General features: G+C 37.0%; 17 protein-coding genes. 10 read left to right on the forward strand and 7 right to left on the reverse strand.

Annotation, left to right across the window (positions count from 1 at the left end; all coding sequences use genetic code 11):
• Positions 1 to 14 precede the first annotated feature (14 nt).
• The 4 genes from B4F31_RS07120 to B4F31_RS07135 all read left to right on the forward strand — a co-directional run bounded on the left by B4F31_RS07120 (position 15) and on the right by B4F31_RS07135 (position 4,805).
• A complete protein-coding gene (locus B4F31_RS07120) occupies positions 15 to 1,172 on the forward strand; it encodes a 5-(carboxyamino)imidazole ribonucleotide synthase (RefSeq protein WP_286760972.1) in 1,158 nt (385 codons plus the stop codon).
• 31 nt (positions 1,173 to 1,203) lie between these two features.
• Positions 1,204 to 1,689, forward strand: a complete 486-nt coding sequence (gene purE / locus B4F31_RS07125) for a 5-(carboxyamino)imidazole ribonucleotide mutase (RefSeq protein ID WP_037319155.1) — start codon at positions 1,204 to 1,206, stop codon at positions 1,687 to 1,689.
• A 290-nt stretch (positions 1,690 to 1,979) separates the two neighbouring features.
• Positions 1,980 to 4,013, forward strand: a complete 2,034-nt coding sequence (locus B4F31_RS07130; protein ID WP_075324976.1) for a M3 family metallopeptidase — start codon at positions 1,980 to 1,982, stop codon at positions 4,011 to 4,013.
• Positions 4,014 to 4,253: 240 nt separating this feature from the next.
• Positions 4,254 to 4,805, forward strand: coding sequence for a sigma-70 family RNA polymerase sigma factor (locus B4F31_RS07135; protein WP_075324977.1), 552 nt, complete (start codon positions 4,254 to 4,256; stop codon positions 4,803 to 4,805).
• A 250-nt stretch (positions 4,806 to 5,055) separates the two neighbouring features.
• On the opposite strand, the gene B4F31_RS07140 is transcribed toward B4F31_RS07135, so the two are convergent.
• Entirely contained in the window at positions 5,056 to 5,874 is an 819-nt protein-coding gene (locus tag B4F31_RS07140) for a hypothetical protein (protein ID WP_075324979.1), read from the reverse strand.
• A gap of 130 nt (positions 5,875 to 6,004) precedes the next feature.
• Here B4F31_RS07140 and gcvP point away from each other — a divergent pair, with 130 nt between their 5' ends.
• From gcvP to B4F31_RS07160, 4 genes are all read left to right on the forward strand, one after another.
• Entirely contained in the window at positions 6,005 to 8,851 is a 2,847-nt protein-coding gene (gene gcvP / locus B4F31_RS07145; RefSeq protein WP_286760973.1) for an aminomethyl-transferring glycine dehydrogenase, read from the forward strand.
• Positions 8,852 to 9,018: 167 nt separating this feature from the next.
• Positions 9,019 to 10,077 (forward strand): 3-oxoacyl-ACP synthase III family protein, encoded by a 1,059-nt coding sequence (locus B4F31_RS07150; RefSeq protein WP_075324981.1) that lies wholly within the window; start codon positions 9,019 to 9,021, stop codon positions 10,075 to 10,077.
• On the forward strand, positions 10,078 to 10,599 hold the full coding sequence (locus B4F31_RS07155) for a methyltransferase domain-containing protein (RefSeq protein WP_286760974.1): 522 nt from the start codon (positions 10,078 to 10,080) through the stop codon (positions 10,597 to 10,599).
• Between the two features lie 38 nt (positions 10,600 to 10,637).
• Complete coding sequence (locus tag B4F31_RS07160; RefSeq protein WP_286760975.1) at positions 10,638 to 11,486, forward strand: glycosyltransferase; 849 nt, start codon at positions 10,638 to 10,640, stop codon at positions 11,484 to 11,486.
• On the opposite strand, the gene pafA is transcribed toward B4F31_RS07160, so the two are convergent.
• Entirely contained in the window at positions 11,478 to 13,133 is a 1,656-nt protein-coding gene (gene pafA, locus B4F31_RS07165) for an alkaline phosphatase PafA (protein WP_286761032.1), read from the reverse strand. The genes B4F31_RS07160 and pafA overlap by 9 nt on opposite strands.
• 117 nt (positions 13,134 to 13,250) lie before the next feature.
• Here pafA and B4F31_RS07170 point away from each other — a divergent pair, with 117 nt between their 5' ends.
• Positions 13,251 to 13,988, forward strand: coding sequence for an MlaE family ABC transporter permease (locus tag B4F31_RS07170; protein WP_075324985.1), 738 nt, complete (start codon positions 13,251 to 13,253; stop codon positions 13,986 to 13,988).
• Positions 13,988 to 14,752: an ABC transporter ATP-binding protein gene (locus B4F31_RS07175; RefSeq protein WP_286760976.1), complete on the forward strand. Its 765-nt coding sequence runs from the start codon at positions 13,988 to 13,990 to the stop codon at positions 14,750 to 14,752. Before B4F31_RS07170 ends, B4F31_RS07175 begins: the two co-directional genes overlap by 1 nt.
• Here the strand turns inward: B4F31_RS07175 and B4F31_RS07180 are convergent.
• Genes B4F31_RS07180 through B4F31_RS07200 form a run of 5 tightly spaced genes read right to left on the reverse strand, consistent with a single transcriptional unit; the run spans position 14,749 to position 19,554 of the window.
• Positions 14,749 to 16,191: a DUF389 domain-containing protein gene (locus B4F31_RS07180; protein WP_286760977.1), complete on the reverse strand. Its 1,443-nt coding sequence runs from the start codon at positions 16,189 to 16,191 to the stop codon at positions 14,749 to 14,751. The two genes, B4F31_RS07175 and B4F31_RS07180, sit on opposite strands and share 4 nt — an antisense overlap.
• A gap of 6 nt (positions 16,192 to 16,197) precedes the next feature.
• A complete protein-coding gene (locus B4F31_RS07185) occupies positions 16,198 to 17,280 on the reverse strand; it encodes a mannose-1-phosphate guanylyltransferase (RefSeq protein WP_075324988.1) in 1,083 nt (360 codons plus the stop codon).
• 10 nt (positions 17,281 to 17,290) lie between these two features.
• Positions 17,291 to 17,890 (reverse strand): SprT-like domain-containing protein, encoded by a 600-nt coding sequence (locus B4F31_RS07190; RefSeq protein WP_075324989.1) that lies wholly within the window; start codon positions 17,888 to 17,890, stop codon positions 17,291 to 17,293.
• Between the two features lie 3 nt (positions 17,891 to 17,893).
• Positions 17,894 to 18,574: an SDR family NAD(P)-dependent oxidoreductase gene (locus B4F31_RS07195; protein ID WP_286760978.1), complete on the reverse strand. Its 681-nt coding sequence runs from the start codon at positions 18,572 to 18,574 to the stop codon at positions 17,894 to 17,896.
• A complete protein-coding gene (locus B4F31_RS07200; RefSeq protein WP_075324991.1) occupies positions 18,571 to 19,554 on the reverse strand; it encodes a M20/M25/M40 family metallo-hydrolase in 984 nt (327 codons plus the stop codon). The genes B4F31_RS07195 and B4F31_RS07200 overlap by 4 nt, the downstream gene beginning before the upstream one ends.
• Positions 19,555 to 19,571 lie beyond the last annotated feature (17 nt).

The raw sequence follows: 19,571 nt of genomic DNA on the forward strand, positions 1-19,571 counted from the left end.
GAAACTTTTAAGGTATGATCAATTATTTTTCTTCAGATTTTAAACTGGGAATTCTCGGCGGGGGCCAGTTGGGTAAAATGATGCTTTACGAAACCCGCAAATACGATATCCAAACCAACGTTGTAGACCCAAATCCTGAAGCACCCTGTAAAATTGCCTGTGATTATTTTGAAACCGGCGATCTTATGAATTTTGATACTGTGGTTAACTTTGGAATAAAAGTTGACGTGCTCACGTTTGAAATTGAAGGCGTAAATGTTGAAGCTATAAAACAATTGCAAAAAGAAGGCGTAAAAACCTATCCTTCAGCTGAAACTTTAGAGAAAATACAGAATAAAGGAATTCAGAAGAATTTCTATAAAAGACATGAAATCCCAACCGCTAATTTTGAAGTTTTTTCAAATAAAAAGGAATTAATTTCTGCGCTTGAAAACAGTAAAATTAATCTTCCATTTGTTTGGAAAAGTACTACTGGCGGTTATGATGGCAAAGGAGTTTCGGTTATAAAAAATAAAAAAGCTTTAAACGATCTTCCCGATGCTGAATGTATTGCCGAAAACCTCGTTCCTTTTAAAAATGAATTAGCGGTGATCGTGGCGAGATCGGCTTCAGGAGAAGTAAAAACCTATCCGGTAGTTGAGATGGAATTTCACCCTACGGCAAACCAGGTAGAATATGTAATCTGCCCGGCCAGAATTGAAGATTCCGTCGCGCAAAAAGCCAGGGAACTGGCGGTTAAAGTTTCCGAAGCATTTGAGCACGTAGGCTTACTGGCGGTAGAAATGTTCCAGACAGATAATGATGAAATCCTGGTAAACGAAGTCGCTCCAAGACCTCACAACAGCGGGCATTACAGTATTGAAGCTAGTTACACCAACCAATTTGAACAACATATTCGCGCAATTTTAGATTTGCCTTTAGGAAATACCGATAGTAAAGTGGGCGGAATTATGGTAAATTTAGTGGGTGATGCAGCTCACGAAGGTGAAGTGGTTTATGAGAATATTGAGAAGATAATGAAAATGCCGGGCGTGACACCGCATATTTACGGTAAAAAAATCACCCGTCCTTTTAGAAAAATGGGCCACGTAACTATTGTAAATAAAGACCTGGCCGAAGCAAGAAAAATAGCCGAACAGGTTAAGAATTCAATTAAAGTTATTTCCAAATAATAAACTTTTCGAAGTTTTTGAACATAAAATTATGAGCAAAGTAGCAGTAATAATGGGAAGTACCAGCGATTTACCGGTAATGCAAGATGCAATAGATATCCTGGAAGGTTTTGACCTGGAAGTAGAAGTAGATATTGTTTCTGCTCACCGAACCCCGGAAAAATTATTTGAATACGGAAAAACCGCACACGAACGTGGAATTAAAGTAATTATAGCCGGTGCCGGAGGCGCAGCTCACCTGCCGGGAATGATAGCATCGCTCTCCCCCCTTCCAGTAATTGGTGTGCCGGTAAAATCCAGCAATTCTATAGATGGGTGGGATTCGGTTTTATCTATTTTACAAATGCCAGGCGGAGTTCCGGTTGCCACCGTAGCATTAAACGGAGCAAAAAACGCAGGAATCCTTGCCGCTCAAATTATTGGAACTTCAGATAAATGTACTTTAGATAAGATATTAGTCTATAAAGAAGGACTCAAAGAGAAAGTAATTGAAGGCGCCAAAAAGGTGAAAAAATAACAAAAGCCACGTCTTGCGACGTGGCTTTCTTTGTAGTAAACTCACCTAAATCTGTACAAATTATTTATTAACCATTCTAAATATTTAAACCAGAAAAAACTTTAAAAGCTACTACAATTTTAAAACGTTCAATATTTTAAAGCCGAAATATACAGTTTTTTAAAGAAAAACAACGTTTTGTGTTAAAAAAAGTTACTAAAAACGTCAAATTTAGGTTAAGTACATTACCTGTATAGCTCAGGAAATGTTTAATAGATAAATTTGAAATTATAATTAAAAGAAAAGAGATAATGACGACTCAAAATAATCCACTTTTACAGGAATTTGATCACGCTCCATTTTCAAAAATTGAGAATAAGCATTTTAAACCCGCCATAATAAAAGCCATAGAAATGGCTCGGGAAGAAATTAATGCGATTGCAACAAATGCCGATGAAGCTACTTTTCCAAATACCATTGAAACTTTAGAATTTTCAGGAGAAAAATTAGATAGAGTAACCAGCATATTTTTCAATCTTAATTCTGCGGAAACCAATGAAGATATTCAGCAAATCGCACAGGAAGTTTCCCCACTTTTATCAGAATTCAGAAATGATATTATTCTAAATAAAGCACTTTTTGAAAAAGTGAAATCGGTTTATAATAAGAAAGACCAGCTTGACCTGAATACGGAGCAAAAAACGCTTTTAGACCGAAAATACAAGGCTTTTTCGCGAAACGGAGCCAATTTGCCAATAGAAAAGCAAAACGAACTTAGAGATATAGACAAGAAACTTTCAAAATTAAGCCTTGATTTTGGCCAAAATGTACTTGCCGAAACCAATAAATTTGAATTACATCTTACTGATGAAAATGATCTAAAAGGCCTACCGGAAAGTTTTAATGAAGAAGCTGCACAAGCAGCAGCTTCTAAAGAAAAAGAAGGCTGGATCTTCACCCTTGAATATCCAAGCTACCTTCCTTTTATGAAATATGCTGAAAACAGGGAACTGCGCAAGAAAATGGCACTTGCTTTTGGCTCTAAAGGATTTCATTGTGATGAGTTAGACAATCAGGAGAATGTGCTGCAAATTGCTAAGTTAAGATACCAGCGCGCTCAGCTTCTAGGTTATAAAACGCACGCACATTTTGTATTGGAAGAGCGTATGGCTGAAACTCCCGAAAAAGTGAATAGTTTTTTAGACGAAATTCTTGAAAAAGCAAAACCTGCTGCTGAGCGCGAATTCAAAGAATTAGAAAATTTCGCAAAAGATCTGGATGGAATTGACCAGTTACAAAAATGGGATGCCGCTTTTTACAGCGAAAAACTAAAACAGAAATTATTCAATCTCGATGACGAAAAACTGAAACCTTATTTCAAACTTGAGAATGTAATAGACGGAGTTTTCACGGTAGCCCAAAAACTTTATGGCCTTAGTTTTAAAGAAGTTTTTGATGTAGATAAATATCATGAAGATGTAAAAACCTACCAGGTACTTGATGAGAACAACAAAGAGATGGCCCTGTTTTATGCCGATTTCCACCCAAGGCCGGGAAAAAGAGATGGCGCCTGGATGACGGGTTACAAATCACAATACAAGAAAGATGGCGAGGAAGAACGCCCACATATTTCTATTGTTTGCAACTTCACAAAACCTTCTAAAAAACAACCTTCATTATTAACTTTTAACGAGGTCACAACGCTTTTCCACGAATTTGGCCACGCGCTTCACGGGATGTTGGGCGATACTGAATATCCAAGTCTTTCTGGTGCAAATGTCTATTGGGATTTTGTAGAACTTCCAAGTCAGTTATTAGAAAACTGGTGTTATGAAAAGGAAGCGCTTCAGTTGTTCGCGAAGCATTACGAAACCGGAGAAGTAATTCCTATGGAGTTGATTCAGAAAATAAAAGAATCTGCTAATTTCCAGGAAGGAATGGCCACGGTAAGACAATTAAGCTTCGGGATGTTAGACCTAAGCTGGCACGGTGTAGATCCTTCAGCAATTACTAACGTTAAAGCAAACGAAGACAAAGCTTTTGAACGTACAAAATTATTTCCAAATGTTGCTGAAAACTGCATGAGTACTGCTTTTTCTCATATTTTCCAGGGCGGATATTCTGCAGGTTATTATTCCTATAAATGGGCAGAAGTATTAGATGCCGATACCTTTGAATATTTTCAGCAGAACGGGATATTTAGCCGGGAAGTCGCCAATAAATTTAAAACAAATATCCTCTCACAAGGTGGCACAGATCACCCAATGACGCTTTATAAGAAATTCCGCGGAAAAGAACCAAAACCCGATGCTTTATTAAAACGTGCCGGATTAATTGAGAAATGATTAAACTAAAGAGGCTGTCTGAAAAATTTTCAAATAGTCATTCTCAATTTATTTCAGAATCTAAGACTTTGGTAAGTAAAACGTGTTAGAAGCTGAAACAAGTTCAGCTTGATGAAATTAGACTTTTTCAACAACCTCTTTTCTTTACTAATCCAATTTCCACCTTAAAAACCTTATAAGATCTATAACTTATAATGTCAAATACTTTTGCTAATTTTGATTCGACCTTGAAGCAAGCCTATGCCAACTCATAAACTCGATCCTACAAAATGGGTGGATAAATATTCCGATTACCTATTTAACTACGCAATTGTTAGGGTGAACGATCGCGAGGTGGCAAACGATTTAATTTCTGAAACCTTTCTTGCAGGCCTAAATTCTAAAGATAACTTTGAAGGAAGGGCCACAGAACGCACATGGCTTATTTCTATTCTGAAGCGAAAAATCATAGATTATTACCGAAAGATAAACTCCATAAAAGGTCAGGCTGAAGTTCGCATCAATTATTCAGATTCTGAAAATAATGGCGATTGGATGGAGGAACAGGTAGCCGATGCTTTTGATCGTACTGCCGAGGATGAGATGGAAAACAACGAATTGGGAATGGCTATTTTAGAGTGTCTCGATCAAATCAACGAAAAACACGCCGCCATCTTTAAGATGAAAACCATTGATGAGGCTGATACTGAGGCCGTATGTAAAGAATTCAATATTAGTCCGTCTAACCTTTGGGTAATCATTCACAGGGCGCGCACCGCATTGGCCGCATGCCTTGAAAAAAACTGGTTCTAAATTATGCCGAAAAGAAAATTTTTCATTTTTGACTGTTCAAAAGCAGAAAATTGCTGCGACAAAAGCCAATATAACGAGGCTGGAACACGCGAAAAACTATCAATGCTTATGCATTTGCTTTTATGCAAACCCTGCCGCAAGTACACCTCCAAAAACACTAAACTCACCCATTTAATAAAAAAATCTAAACTTAAAACTTGTTCTGAAAAAGAAAAAAAAGCCTGGAAAAACAGCATTGAAAAAGAAATGGCTAAAGGAGAATCTTAGCTAGCAGCCAAACTAAAAGCCAAAACACCGGAATTCCTTCCACCCAAAAAGCCGAATAATAACTTCCCTGATCTATCCGCGCTGCTTTTATAAAATACGCCGAAACCAATAAGATAAGACTTAAAGCAATTAAGTTGATTACAGAAAAATAAGATTTCAGAAACTCCAGGAACAGTATAATTCCTAATAATATATAACCGATTTTCTTAGTATTCGCTATTCCTATTTGCTGCGGAATTGTATTTAAATTCCCAGAATCAAACTTCAAGTCCCTTATCTCAAACGGAAGCGTTATAGCAATAACAAAGAAAAAACGCTGAAAAAAAGTGAGACCGATTTCCTTTAAATTAACCTGATCCATCAAGGGTAAAATAACAGTCACTCCGGCCCAAACCACGGCAATAATAAAAATTTTAATCCCACCAATATTTCTAAGATTTTGCCTGTTTTTACCTAGAGGAATAGCATACAGTAAAGTAAAAACTCCCAAAATAGCAGAAGCTAAAAGTATTTTTAATTCCTGCTGAAAAGCAAAATACAGCAAAGCCACGAAGCAAAAAAAGGAGAAAATCTGTATAAGTTTTAGGTTTCGGGCAAGGCTGGCGTGATGCAGTTTAGCGATGCCGGCATACTTCACAAAATTATAGCCGGTAATGCTTCCGAAGAAAATAAAAAACAGCAGGTTTTTATTAATTTCAATATTGAATTCCAGGAAGCTTAGTAAGCTTAATGAAACCACGGCCAAAGCCACGTGCAGACTGCTATTTATATAGAAATCTAATATATTTTTAAAACACTGCATCCTGCTAAATTAATCATTCTTCTCGCAACCAAAACTGACGTCATAAATCTTAACAAGTGTATACGTCTAATCACTAAAAAATTACGTTTAAAATATGTACTTTTGCAGCACAAAACACAACTTTATTTTAATGAGAACAGATTCTTTTGCCCTACGCCATATTGGCCCCAGAGAAAGTAATCTCCAGGCAATGTTGGACACCATTGGTGTAGATTCGTTAGAACAGTTAATATACGAAACCATCCCCGACGATATTCGTTTAAAATCACCCTTAAATTTACCTGCTGCACTTAGCGAAAATCAATATGCCGAGCATATTGGCAAACTAGCTGCAAAAAACAAGGTTTTTAAGACTTATATAGGTCTTGGTTACCACCAGGGAATATTACCGGCTGTGATACAGCGAAATATTTTGGAAAACCCGGGTTGGTACACAGCCTACACGCCTTACCAGGCAGAAATTGCCCAGGGAAGACTGGAAGCTTTATTAAATTTCCAAACTATGGTAAGCGATCTTACCGGAATGGAAATTGCCAATGCCTCGCTTTTAGATGAATCTACTGCTGCGGCAGAAGCTATGGGACTTTTATTCGCTGTTCGCGATCGTAAGCAGAAGAAAAACGAAGTAAATAAATTCTTTGTTTCTGAACAGGCCTTACCACAAACCATAGATCTTATTAAAACGCGTGCAGATTTTATGGGCATAGAGCTAGTGGTTGGTAATCACGAAGAATTTGATTTTAGTGATAAATTCTTTGGAGCTTTAGTACAATATCCAGGGAAATACGGACAGGTTTTTGACTATGCCGATTTTGTATCAAAATGTAAAGATGCTGATATAAAAGTAGCTGTTGCTGCCGATATTTTGAGTTTGGTTAAACTACAGGCACCGGGAGAACTTGGTGTAGATGTGGTTGTTGGCACCACTCAGCGTTTTGGAATTCCATTAGGATATGGTGGTCCTCACGCTGCTTATTTTGCTACTAAAGAAGAATATAAAAGAAATCTTCCCGGAAGAATTATTGGGGTAACCAAAGATCTTGATGGGAACCACGCCTTAAGAATGGCACTCCAAACCCGCGAGCAGCATATTAAACGTGACCGCGCTACTTCTAACATTTGTACCGCGCAGGTTTTACTGGCTGTGATGGCGGGAATGTATGCAGTTTATCATGGACCTGATGGTCTAAAATATATTGCTGATACCGTTCATTTTTCTACAGTTACTTTAGCTGAAGAACTTGATAAAATGGGTGTTAAGCAGCTTAATTCAGCTTATTTTGATACGCTTCAGGTGAAAGCTGATGCTCAAAAAATTAAAGCTGAAGCCGAAAAGAACGAAATCAATTTCTATTACCTAGATGCTGAAACGGTTTGTATTTCTTTAAATGAAACTACAACCCAGGAAGACATCAATAATATTTTGAAGGTTTTCGCTAAAGTTTCAGGTGAAAAATCTACTGAAATTGAAAGCTTAAAAGAGGCATCTGCAATTCCTTCAGCATTACAGAGAAAAACCGATTTTTTAACGCATAAAGTTTTCAACCTTTACCATTCAGAAACTGAATTGATGCGTTACATTAAAAAACTGGAACGCAAAGATCTTTCTTTGAACCAGTCTATGATTTCGCTTGGAAGCTGTACCATGAAATTAAACGCAGCTTCAGAAATGCTTCCTTTAAGCAATCCTCAATGGGGGAATATTCACCCATTTGTACCGGTAGAACAAGCTGAAGGCTACCAGATCGTATTAAAAAGACTGGAAGATCAATTAACCGAGATCACCGGATTTTCTGCAACTTCACTTCAGCCAAATTCTGGTGCGCAGGGTGAATATGCCGGCTTGATGACTATTAGAGCTTACCATGAATCTAAAGGGGAAGGTCATAGAAATATATGTTTAATTCCTTCTTCAGCTCACGGTACCAACCCAGCTTCTGCAGTAATGGCGGGAATGAAAGTGGTGGTAACTAAAGCTTCAGAAAACGGAAATATAGATGTAGACGATCTTCGCGAAAAAGCGATAAAACATAAAGATAATCTTGCTGCTTTAATGGTAACCTATCCTTCTACCCACGGGGTTTTTGAATCGGCTATTAAAGAAATCACGCAAATTATTCACAATAATGGCGGGCAGGTTTATATGGATGGTGCAAATATGAATGCCCAGGTTGGTTTAACCAATCCTGGCGTAATTGGTGCCGATGTTTGTCACTTAAACCTACATAAAACTTTTGCAATTCCTCACGGAGGCGGTGGCCCGGGAGTTGGACCAATTTGCGTCGCAGAACAATTAAAACCATTTTTACCAGGAAACCCAGTAATAAAAACTGGTGGAGAAAATGCTATTGGCGCAATTTCTTCAGCACCATGGGGTTCTTCTTTAGTATGCCTTATTTCTTATGGTTACATAACCATGTTGGGTAGCAAAGGACTTCAAAAAGCTACAGAATATGCAATTCTTAATGCCAATTACGTAAAAGAGCGTTTAAACGAACATTACAAAACATTATATTCTGGAGAACGTGGCCGCGCAGCTCACGAGATGATCTTAGATTGCCGACCATTTAAAGAGAATGGAATTGAAGTAGTGGATATCGCCAAGCGATTGATAGATTATGGGTTCCACGCTCCTACTGTTTCTTTTCCTGTGGCAGGAACAATGATGATAGAACCTACCGAAAGTGAAAGCAAAGCTGAACTGGATAGATTCTGTGATGCATTAATTTCTATTAGGCAGGAAATTGAAGAGTTGGATAGCGAAGAAGATAACGTGCTTAAAAACGCACCGCATACTATTACTATGCTAACTTCAGATGAATGGAAATTCTCTTATTCAAGAGAAAAGGCGGCTTACCCGTTAAATTATGTGTCAGAAAATAAATTCTGGCCGAGCGTAAGACGTGTAGACGAAGCATTTGGAGACAGAAATCTAATGTGCACCTGCCCTCCTATTGAGGAGTATATGGATGCATAAGTTTTTAAAAATGCCTGAAAATTTTCTTCGGAAATAATTCCGACACTATTTTCAGGCATTTTTTATTTTGTGACTTTCATCACATTTTAGTATATTTTTCCTTTTTCTTTAAAGCTCACTATATTTGTAATTAGTACATTCGGAGTTTAATCTTAATTAAAAGTCAGATGAATATTAAAATTACCGGCACAGGTAGTTATATCCCTAAAGTTATAACCGCAAATGCTGACTTTGACAATCATGAATTTTTCAATCTTGATGGAACAGGATTTCCACAAGACAATAAAACAACAATTGCCAAATTTAAAGCCATAACGGGAATTGAAGAACGGCGGTATCTTGAAGAGAATTTAAACACTTCAGATATGGCAGTTATCGCGGCTCAGCAAGCTTTAGAAACTTCTAATACAGATCCCGAAACCTTAGATTATATTATTGTTGCCCATAATTATGGCGATGTTAAACACGAAAGCATTCAGAGCGATACCGTACCAAGTATGGCTACTCGCGTGAAATATCATTTACGAATTAAAAATCCAAAATGTGTTGGCTACGATGTACTTTTTGGATGTCCCGGCTGGATTGAAGGATTGATACAGGCACAGGCATTTATGAAAGCCGGAATGGCAAAAAAATGCCTTGTTATTGGTGCCGAAGCCCTATCTCGAGTTGTAGATAAACACGACCGTGACTCTATGATTTTTTCTGATGGTGCTGGGGCAGTGGTTTTAGAAGAAACCGAAGAAGAAGGTGGAATCCTCGCGCACGAATCTGGTACTTATGCTTTTAACGAAGCTAACTATATTTACTTTGGAAAATCTAACCGAACGGAAGCACCAGACGATTTACGATATATTAAAATGAACGGCCGTAAAATCTACGAATTTGCACTGATGCACGTTCCCGGGGCGATGAAAACATGCCTGGAAAATAGCGGAAAAGATATTAAAGACCTTAAAAAGATCTTTATTCACCAGGCTAACGAAAAGATGGACGAAGCGATTATAAAACGCTTTTACAAACTTCATAAACAAGAAGTGCCAGATAAGGTAATGCCCATGACCATTCAGGAGTTAGGTAATAGCAGTGTGGCTACCGTTCCTACACTTTATGATCTTGTGGTAAAAAATAAAATTGCCGATCAACAACTTGAAAAAGGAGATGTGGTGATGTTCGCCAGCGTTGGTGCAGGGATGAATGTGAATGCGATAGTTTACCAATACTAGATGTACGAAAATAGCTTCCCCAATAAACGATATAAGGAAACTTTAGAGTTTTTAGAAGCAAATGTACCCGCCCCTAAAAAAATTCTTGATTTAGGTGTAAAAAACCCTTTTTCAGAAATTATGGAAAAACATAATTACAAGGTGCAAAATACTGAAGGGGAAGATCTGGACTTAAACACTACAGCCGTAGAAACTACCGCTTATAATGTGGTAACCGCTTTCGAAATTTTTGAGCACCTGGTTTCTCCTTATAACGTTTTATCAAATATTAAAGCCGATAAACTAGTAGCCACCGTTCCGCTTAAATTGTGGTTTTCCAGCGCCTATCGAAGCAAAACAGATATGCGAGACCGGCATTACCACGAGTTTGAAGACTGGCAATTTGATTGGCTTTTAGAAAAAGCAGGATGGAAAATTATTAGCAGAAAAAAGTGGACCAATCCTGTCAACAAATTGGGAATTAGACCAATTTTAAGATATTTCACGCCTAGATATTACGCGGTTTATGCAGAGCGGATTTAAGCGAAATTAATCTTTGCAGAACCTTTAAATTTCGCCACTTGAAGACCTATATTATTATTCCGGCATATAATGAAGCTGAATTTATTGGCGAAACTCTTCAGTCTTTAATCGACCAAAGTCGACCGGCTGATAAAATTGTAGTGGTAGATGACGGCTCTACCGACAATACTCCAGAAATTGTCTCAGAATTTACTAAAAAACATCCCGAAATCTCGCTGATAAAGAATACTTCAAAAGGCAAGCATTTGCCCGGCAGCAAAGTAGTGAACGCTTTTAATTTAGGTTTTAAAACACTTGACGACAATTTTGACATTGTATGTAAGTTTGATGCTGATCTAATTTTTCCGAAAAATTATTTAGAGAAAATTAGCATTCATTTTAAGGAAAATACCAAAATCGGTATGGTTGGTGGTTTTTGTGAAATTCAGAAAAATGGAGAGTGGGTCCTGGAAAATCTAACGGGTAAAGATCATATTCGCGGTGCCTTAAAAGCTTATCGCAAAGCCTGTTTCAAAGATATTGACGGCTTAAAACCGGCTATGGGTTGGGACACCGTAGATGAACTACTTGCACAGTATCACGGCTGGGAAATAAAAACCGATGAAAACCTTAGAGTAAAACATCTTAAACCTACCGGAAAGAACTACAATAAAACTTCAAAATATAAGCAGGGAGAAGCTTTTTACAGCTTGAGGTATGGTTTTGTGATCACTTTTATAGCTTCAGCTAAACTTGCTTTTAAAAAGAAAGATTTGGGCTTTTTCCTAAATTGTATCACCGGATTTTTATATGCTAAAAATGAAAAACGACCTTATCTTGTGAATAAAGATGAAGGCCGTTTTATAAAGAATTTACGCTGGAAAAAAATGCAGGAGAAATTATTCTGAAATCTCAGTTTCTTCAGCATCCAGCATCATATATAATGGTTTTCCGGTAGTTCCATTTGGAAATGAGATTCCTAAAATCGCTGATACCGTTGGTGCGATATCTACAATTTCTGTTCTTTGGGTTGTGCTGCCTTTCTTCACTCCGTTTCCGTAGAAAATTAAAGGAGCATGGGTATCGTACATCAATCCGCTACCGTGGGTAGAACCGGTTTCGGAATATACAATCGTAGCAGGATCTAAAACATACACCAAATCTCCACTCCTCTTTTGGTTAAATCCGTTTTGAATAGCTGCTCCTGCACCGGTTACAAAACTACCGCTACTAAGCTGATCCCTGGTATACACTTTATCTATTTGATCTAACTGAAGAATATAATGCGCCAATTTAGCCTGTAACTCTGAAGAGCTTATTTTGGCTTCTTCCATTACTTCATAATTAAAGAAAATCTGGCTGTTATAAACACTTTCTATAAGTTCATCTTCATCAAATTCTTTTAAAACAAAATCTTTAAGTTTATCTTCAAATACATCAGATTCAAAATATCCTGCCGGTATATTTACAGATTCAAGGTAAGCGGGAACGTCTACTCCACCGTGATCTGCGGTTAAAAAGATCGTATAATTACCTTCGCCAACTTTCGCATTTAATTCTTCTAAAAGTTGTGCTATATTTTTATCAAGCCTAAGATAAGTATCCTGAATCTCTTTAGAATTCACTCCAAAGTTATGACCTATCTTATCGGGACTTGAGAAACTTAGCGCAAGGAAATCGGTATCAACATCCTGGCCCAGGTCTTCGGCTTCAATTGCCGCCAATGCAAATTCCAGGGTAATATCATTTCCATAAGCTGAATTTTCAATGATATCAAACCCACCATTTTCTTCACTCAACTCTTCAAGGTCGTATGGAAAAGTAGCATCTTCTTTTCCTCTAAAACCACCTTCAAAATTATTCTTGTCACTTCCGCTTTCGTTATAGCTTTCAATATCATGTAAAGTATTCCACGGTTTCAGGTAAGCCTCTACTTTATCTGAATCATTAAAGTCTTTAACCCATTGCGGTAGTTCTTCCATATAAAATGAACTGGTAATCCACTTCCCTTCATCAGAGCCATGAAACCAATAAGCTGCGTTTGCAGTATGGCCTGCCGGAAGAATAGACCCTCTATCTTTAATAGAAACCCCAATTGTTTTTCCGCGCATTTGAGTATGCAAGCGGTTTTCATCGGCTACCGTAGTGGTTTTCATCCTGTGAGGAGACATTTTCCCTGCATCATCTTTAGTTCCAACCGGCTCTACAGAATCGTCTCCTGCGCAATAAACCGATTCGTGTATAAATTTATCGTACCAGCCGTTACCAATAATACCGTGATTCATTGGGCTGGTTCCTGTGTAAACCGAAGCGTGTCCCGGCCCGGTATAGGTAGGCACATAATTAAAATGATTATTCTTAAAATTATAACCGTCATTTATCAATTTTTTGAAACCGTCTTCACCAAACCTATCCCAAAATCTCGTAAGATAATCGTAGCGCATTTGGTCTACCACAATTCCTACAACCAGTTTAGGTTTTTCTTCTTCATTCTCCTGGGAAAAACCCTGAAATGCCAAAAATGTGGCCAATAATAAAAATGTAAATCGCTTCATCATATTTTGTTTTATAGAAGTAGCCCAAAAATACTAAACTTATTAGGCTAAAGATTAATTCTACGTTAAATACTTTGGAGTAATTTTTTAGTATTTTAGCTTTACAAAAATTGCTTAATGAACTATCTACACTCCATTGGGGAATATTTTTTAATGCTGAAAGGAACTTTTCACCGAATGACCAAAGGTTCGGTTTTAAGAGGTTTAATTCTTAAAGAATTAGATGACCTGATTATTGGCTCCATGGGAATTGTAGCCTTTTTATCCTTTTTTATTGGAGCTGTAGTTGCTTTGCAAACTGCTTTAAATCTAAATAATCCTTTAATTCCCAAAACCCTTATTGCCTACGCGGCCAGGCAATCTATAATCCTGGAATTCGCACCTACCTTTATTTCTATAATTATGGCGGGGAAAGTGGGTTCTTATATTACATCCAGTATAGGTTCTATGAACGTTACCGAACAAATTGATGCCTTGGAAGTAATGGGTATTAACTCTTTAAATTATCTTATTTTTCCTAAGATAATAGCCATGCTTTTTTACCCTTTTGTAATCGCTATTTCCATGTTTTTAGGAGTTTTTGGAGCTTATGCCGCAGCGGTTTTTGGTGGTTTTGTACCACCAGATCAGTTTGTACAGGGACTTCAGGAAGACTTTATTCCTTTTCACCTGGTGTATGCGTTTATTAAAACATTCTTATTTGCCTTTATTTTGGCAACAGTTCCCGCTTATCATGGCTATTATATGAAAGGTGGCGCCCTGGAAGTTGGTGAAGCCAGTACCACATCTTTTGTGTGGACCAGTGTAGTTATAATTATCACAAATTACGCAGTAACCCAATTATTACTAAGTTAATGATAGAAGTTGAAAATTTACATAAAGCATTTGATGGCGAGGAAGTTTTAAAAGGGATAGACTTTACTTTCGATAAAAGTAAAACAAACCTTATAATTGGCGAATCTGGATCAGGAAAAAGTGTACTTCTAAAATGTATGCTAGGCTTATTTACACCTGAAAAAGGAGTGATTAAATACGACGGAAAACCTTATACAGAATTTACTGAAGACGAAAAGAAAGACCTTAGTAAGCAAATAGGAATGGTTTTTCAAGGCGGGGCACTCTTTGATTCTATGACGGTTGAAGAAAATGTAATGTTTCCGTTGAGAATGTTTACTAAAAAGAAAAAGAAAGAAAACCTGGATCGTGTAAGAGAGGTTTTAAAACGTGTAAATTTAGATGGGTCTGAGAAAAAAATGCCTTCAGAAATTAGTGGAGGAATGCAAAAAAGGGTTTCTATTGCCCGGGCCATTGTAAACCGACCAAAATATTTATTCTGTGATGAACCAAACTCTGGGCTGGATCCCAAAACTGCTACGGTAATAGATAATCTTATTCAGGAAATTACTCACGAATATAATATCACTACTATAATTATTACTCACGATATGAATTCGGTTTTAGAGATAGGCGAAAAAATTGCCTTTCTAAAAGATGGGGTTTTAGCCTGGAAAGGTGATAAATCTCAAATATTTAAAACCGATGATGAAACCGTGACCGATTTTGTTTATTCTTCTAACCTTTTTCAGAAGGTAAGAGAAGCACAACAACAAGGACTTTAATTAACCGATTTTACCTGCAGCGTATCCAGTTTTAAACGCACTTTTAACCACTTTTCAAAACGTTGTTTTTGCTCGGTGATCTGCCGGTTATTTAAATTATCTTTCCAGCCTACCGTAAAAGTGGGAATAGTATCGGTTTTCGAAAAATTAGTAGTAATTAAATTAGAATAGCCTAACTCGTCTATTCCGTCATAATTTATTTTTGCTTCCTGACTTAAATCACTAAATGAAAATCCGTCGCCCCGATATCTGGAAATTTCTTTTTCTAAAAGTGCTATTTTTTCATCTTTATCTTCAATTAACTCCTGGTTTTTAATATAGAGATCTTCCAGGATTCCGCTCCTAACCTGAGTAGAAAGCTGATCTATATTTCCCGTGGGGTCTGCTCCCTGGTGTACTATTAATTCAGTTTCTTTTAAAGCTTCAATATCGTCTATTTGCTGCTGCCAGGTAGAAATTGTAGCCTGCGGCACCCGGTTTCCAATAAGATAAACTTCAATACTTTTTTCATTATAATCGTAAGAAGATTTAATAGTTTCAGTACCATCATATCTCATAACAGTAGCTATAAACTCTTTAGCTTTGGTTTCAAATAACTGTTCCTGAAGTAAGAAAACAAACAAAATCACACTGGGAATCATAACAATTACAGCAATAGTAGAAGCTATTTGCGCCGTTCTTCGTCGTTTTTTACTATTTACATATTTTACTAAAGGAAAACCAAGCACTTTAGTTACTACAAAGGTGGAAAGCGCAATAAATACCGCATTAATTGAGAATAGGTATAAAGCACCGCCGGCATAAGACCAGTTACCAATAGCCAGCCCATAACCTACGGTGCAAAGTGGCGGCATAAGTGCTGTGGCTATAGCAACCCCTAAAATTACACTGGCAATAGTGCCTTTTTTGGTTTTAGCTACAATTAACGCTAAACCACCAAAAATTGCCACCAGGACGTCCAGAATTGTAGGATAAGTTCTCGCAATAAGTTCAGGGGTTTCGGTTTTAACGGGAGAAACAAGAAAATAAATATAGGCGGTAAGTACACTTAAGCTAACCATTAAACCAAGGTTGATAAAAGATTTTCTAAGGGTAAGTACATCGTTTATGGCTACAGACATTCCCACGCCCACAATAGGACCCATTAGAGGAGAGATAAGCATCGCTCCAATAACAACCGCCGTACTACTTACATTAAGGCCTACAGAAGCCACAAATATTGAAAATATAAGAATCCAGGCATTGTGACCTTTGAAAGAAATATCTTTTTTTACCGCTTCAACAGTAGATTCCCTATCGGTATCGTGCCGAATTTCAAGAAGTTCTTTTACAAGCGCTTTTATATTTTGCCAAATCCCCTTGGCACTTTTACCCAAATCTTCAGAGTTTTCCTGTGAAGCAAGGTTTTGATTATTTTCAGGTTTCTGATTATTCTCCATATATACTTAACCTAAATCTTCTCCAAATTTCTCTATAGCCTTTTCTCTAATTTCCTTAATATCCTGTATTTTTTCCTTTGGGAAGATTAATAAAACGGCATCATTTTCTACCACCACATAGTCATTAAGGCCTTCCAAAACTACTGCCTTATTATTCTGAGTTTTAATAATATTTCCGGTGGACTCAAATGGTAATAGTCGGCCGTTCACAATGGTATTATTATACTCATCTTGCGGTAATTCATCTTCCAGAGATTTCCAGGTGCCTAAATCGTTCCATTTAAATTTGGCAGGAATCACAAATACGCTATCAGATTTCTCCATAATAGCGTAATCTATAGAAACATTTTGTGCTTTGTGATAATTTTCATCCAAAAACTTCTGCTCTTCATTAGTGTTATAAACATCGTTCCCCGCCTCAAAAAGCCTAAAAGTTTCTGGTTGATGTTCTTTAAAACTTTTTAAAATAAATTCGGCGCTCCATATAAAAATGCCGGCATTCCAGGCGTAATTTCCTTCTTTGAGAAATGTTTCAGCCTTTTTAAAAGTAGGCTTTTCGGTAAACTTTAAAACCGGTTTAGCGCCATTTCCTTCTTCCTCGTTATACTTAATATAACCGTAACCGGTATTAGGGAAAGTAGGCTCAATTCCCAGTGTTATTAATTTATCATTCTCAGCAACAATTTGAAAAGCTTCTTCTATATTTTCCTGAAACTCTAAATCACCCTGAATCCAGTGATCACTGGGCGCAACCAAAATCAGCGCATCTTTATTCTTCTTTTTAATTTTTAAAGCACCAAGTAAAATACTTGGAGCTGTATTTCTCATCTTTGGCTCCAGAACAATTTGCTCTTCTTTAACTCGTGGCAACTGTTCTTTTACAACATCTTTATATTCCTTATGCGTTAGAATAATTATATTCTCTACAGGCATAAGCTTCACTAAACGATGAAAAGTAGTTTGAATAAGCGTTGAACCAACACCTAAAATATCCTGAAATTGTTTAGGGTATTTGGAAGTACTTACCGGCCAGAAACGGGAACCAATCCCGCCGGCCATTAATATTGCGTAGTGATTTGTGTTTTTCATAAAAAAGGAATTAATTTTTTAGCAACTCCACTTCTGCATTGGGCTGAAACAAATAAACTTTACCCGTATCTACTTCCAGACATTCGTAGCGTTTTATTCTTCTTTCCCCTTTTTTAAAAGTTTTCCCGTTATATATTCGGAAAATTCCTCCAAACGGAATTTCAAAAATATAGTTTTTATCGTTCTCAGGATCAAAACTTTTAAGCGCTACCGATAATTTTGCATCGGTATCACTACTGGCTTTAGGATTTCTAAAATGCTGCGCAATTACCGGAAGCAATCCTGACGGGAAAATTTCCGGTCTTATAAATGGCAACATTAACTCCCTGAAAGTAAATTTCCATTCCTGCCCGTGTGGTTTTATTTGTCTGCCAAATTTCTCAAAAGCCAGTAAATGGGCAATTTCATGAACCAAAGTGATTAAAAACCGGTATTTATTTAAATTGGCATTTACCGTAATTTGCGGAGCACCATTGGGCATTCTGCGGTAATCGCCGTGCCTTGTTTTACGTTCATTTACAATTTTTAAATGAACATTATTGGCTTTAATCATTTCAAAAACCGGGGGAACCGCTCGTTCAGGAATATATCTTTCAAGAATTTCTCTCATTGGCTACGGAGTACTGTTAGATACCTGGAGCAATTTACCATTATAATATTTATGCCCGGTGAGGCTAAAATTGGCAATGTATTCTGCCATATCTCTGGCTGAAAGTGGAACTTCCAACCCGGGAAATGCCTCTTCCAGCATTTCGGTTTGTACAGCTCCTAATGCTAAAACATTAAAAGAAGGTCCGTTTTCTTTATATTCTTCAGCTAAAAGCTCGGTTAAAGTAATTATTGCGGCTTTACTGGAACTATAAGCTGAAAGCCCCGGAAATTTAACACTGCCCTGTACGCCACCCATGGTACTAATATTTACCACGTGCGAATCTTTCTTCATAAAGGTCAATAATTTTTGAGTTAAACCGACAACCCCAAAAACATTTGTACTATATATTTTCTGAAATTCTTCTGCTGAAATTTCTTCAAAAGGTTTATTGATAAGCGCCCCCGCGTTGTTAATAACAACGTCAACTTTTTCCCATTTTGCATCGATAAATGCTGAAACTTTTTCAATATCTTCCGGCTTTGAAATATCGCAGGAAAAAGTAGTTACGTTGTCCAGTTTTAATTCAGAAACCGGCTTGTCGTTTCGGGAAAGTGCCAGTATTTTATGCCCTTTTTCGGCAAAAAATTTTACCATTTCATAGCCCATTCCCCGGCTGGTTCCTGTTATGACAATATGTTTCATTTTTTTAATAGTTTTATTTCTTTTTGAGGCGTATTCGCCATTTTCAAAATTCCGGGAATTACGCTTTCAATTACATTGGTCATATGTACTACATCAAGCTTTTCTGCTTCATCGGCTACGTGATGATAGTAATTGTAATTGGTAAAATCGAAAGTTGAAATTGTTTGCGCAGGAACATTAAATTCCTCAAAAAACGGATAATTATCGCTTCGTTTAAATAAATTATATTCTTTGGCCTGTGGGAGAAATCCAAGAACTTTTTTGCCAGAATATTCATTGAATTTTTCGGCAAAATTAGAGTTTTCGTAACCGGTGAGATAACCTATATAATCTTTATTGTGCATAGGTATACCAATCATTTCAAAATTGAATAAAGTATAAAGATCAAGCTTATCTTCCTTAAGTTGTTGCGCTATTTTTCTTGCTCCTACAAGCCCCATTTCTTCCGCAGAAAATAATACGAACATAATGCTTCGCTTATTATCATCTATTTTGGCAAATTTCTTAGCCAACTCTACAACCGCAACGGTCCCTGCAGCATTATCGTTGGCGCCATTAGCTATAGAATCTCCTTCTACGGGTTCCTGGATCCCTATATGATCGTAATGTGCTCCCAGAATAATAAATTGATCTTTAAGCTTAGGATCGTTTCCTTCCAACATTCCAACCACATTAAATCCTTCAACACCCTTTATTTCAAAATTGTGCCGATATGTGTCGAAATATTTTTGAATCCCATTTTCTTCAAAAATGCTTTCAATTTTTTGCGCGGCCAGTTCAATTCCTTCTGTCCCGGTTTCCCTTCCTTTTAATTCATTTGAAGATAAATATTTTAGTAATTCTTCAACTTCAGCTTGTTGAACATTAGTATTTAAACTGGTTTTTACTTTTTTTGAAGTTGTAGCAGATTGTGAATTTCCGCAGGAAGAAATTAGCAGAATTGCGGCTAACAAAGTGAAACTAAGTGTAATTTTTCTCATACTGTTAAAGATAAAAA

Origin of the sequence: Salegentibacter sp. UBA1130 (assembly GCF_002311535.1) — a bacterium.
Lineage (GTDB): Bacteria > Bacteroidota > Bacteroidia > Flavobacteriales > Flavobacteriaceae > Salegentibacter > Salegentibacter agarivorans.

Coding starts and splice junctions, on each gene's coding strand:
- B4F31_RS07120 (WP_286760972.1), top strand. CDS start 15: ATGATCAATTATTTTTCTTCAGATTTTAAACTGGGAATTCTCGGCGGG.
- purE (WP_037319155.1), top strand. CDS start 1,204: ATGAGCAAAGTAGCAGTAATAATGGGAAGTACCAGCGATTTACCGGTA.
- B4F31_RS07130 (WP_075324976.1), top strand. CDS start 1,980: ATGACGACTCAAAATAATCCACTTTTACAGGAATTTGATCACGCTCCA.
- B4F31_RS07135 (WP_075324977.1), top strand. CDS start 4,254: ATGCCAACTCATAAACTCGATCCTACAAAATGGGTGGATAAATATTCC.
- B4F31_RS07140 (WP_075324979.1), bottom strand. CDS start 5,874: ATGCAGTGTTTTAAAAATATATTAGATTTCTATATAAATAGCAGTCTG.
- gcvP (WP_286760973.1), top strand. CDS start 6,005: ATGAGAACAGATTCTTTTGCCCTACGCCATATTGGCCCCAGAGAAAGT.
- B4F31_RS07150 (WP_075324981.1), top strand. CDS start 9,019: ATGAATATTAAAATTACCGGCACAGGTAGTTATATCCCTAAAGTTATA.
- B4F31_RS07155 (WP_286760974.1), top strand. CDS start 10,078: ATGTACGAAAATAGCTTCCCCAATAAACGATATAAGGAAACTTTAGAG.
- pafA (WP_286761032.1), bottom strand. CDS start 13,133: ATGAAGCGATTTACATTTTTATTATTGGCCACATTTTTGGCATTTCAG.
- B4F31_RS07170 (WP_075324985.1), top strand. CDS start 13,251: ATGAACTATCTACACTCCATTGGGGAATATTTTTTAATGCTGAAAGGA.
- B4F31_RS07175 (WP_286760976.1), top strand. CDS start 13,988: ATGATAGAAGTTGAAAATTTACATAAAGCATTTGATGGCGAGGAAGTT.
- B4F31_RS07180 (WP_286760977.1), bottom strand. CDS start 16,191: ATGGAGAATAATCAGAAACCTGAAAATAATCAAAACCTTGCTTCACAG.
- B4F31_RS07185 (WP_075324988.1), bottom strand. CDS start 17,280: ATGAAAAACACAAATCACTACGCAATATTAATGGCCGGCGGGATTGGT.
- B4F31_RS07190 (WP_075324989.1), bottom strand. CDS start 17,890: ATGAGAGAAATTCTTGAAAGATATATTCCTGAACGAGCGGTTCCCCCG.
- B4F31_RS07195 (WP_286760978.1), bottom strand. CDS start 18,574: ATGAAACATATTGTCATAACAGGAACCAGCCGGGGAATGGGCTATGAA.
- B4F31_RS07200 (WP_075324991.1), bottom strand. CDS start 19,554: ATGAGAAAAATTACACTTAGTTTCACTTTGTTAGCCGCAATTCTGCTA.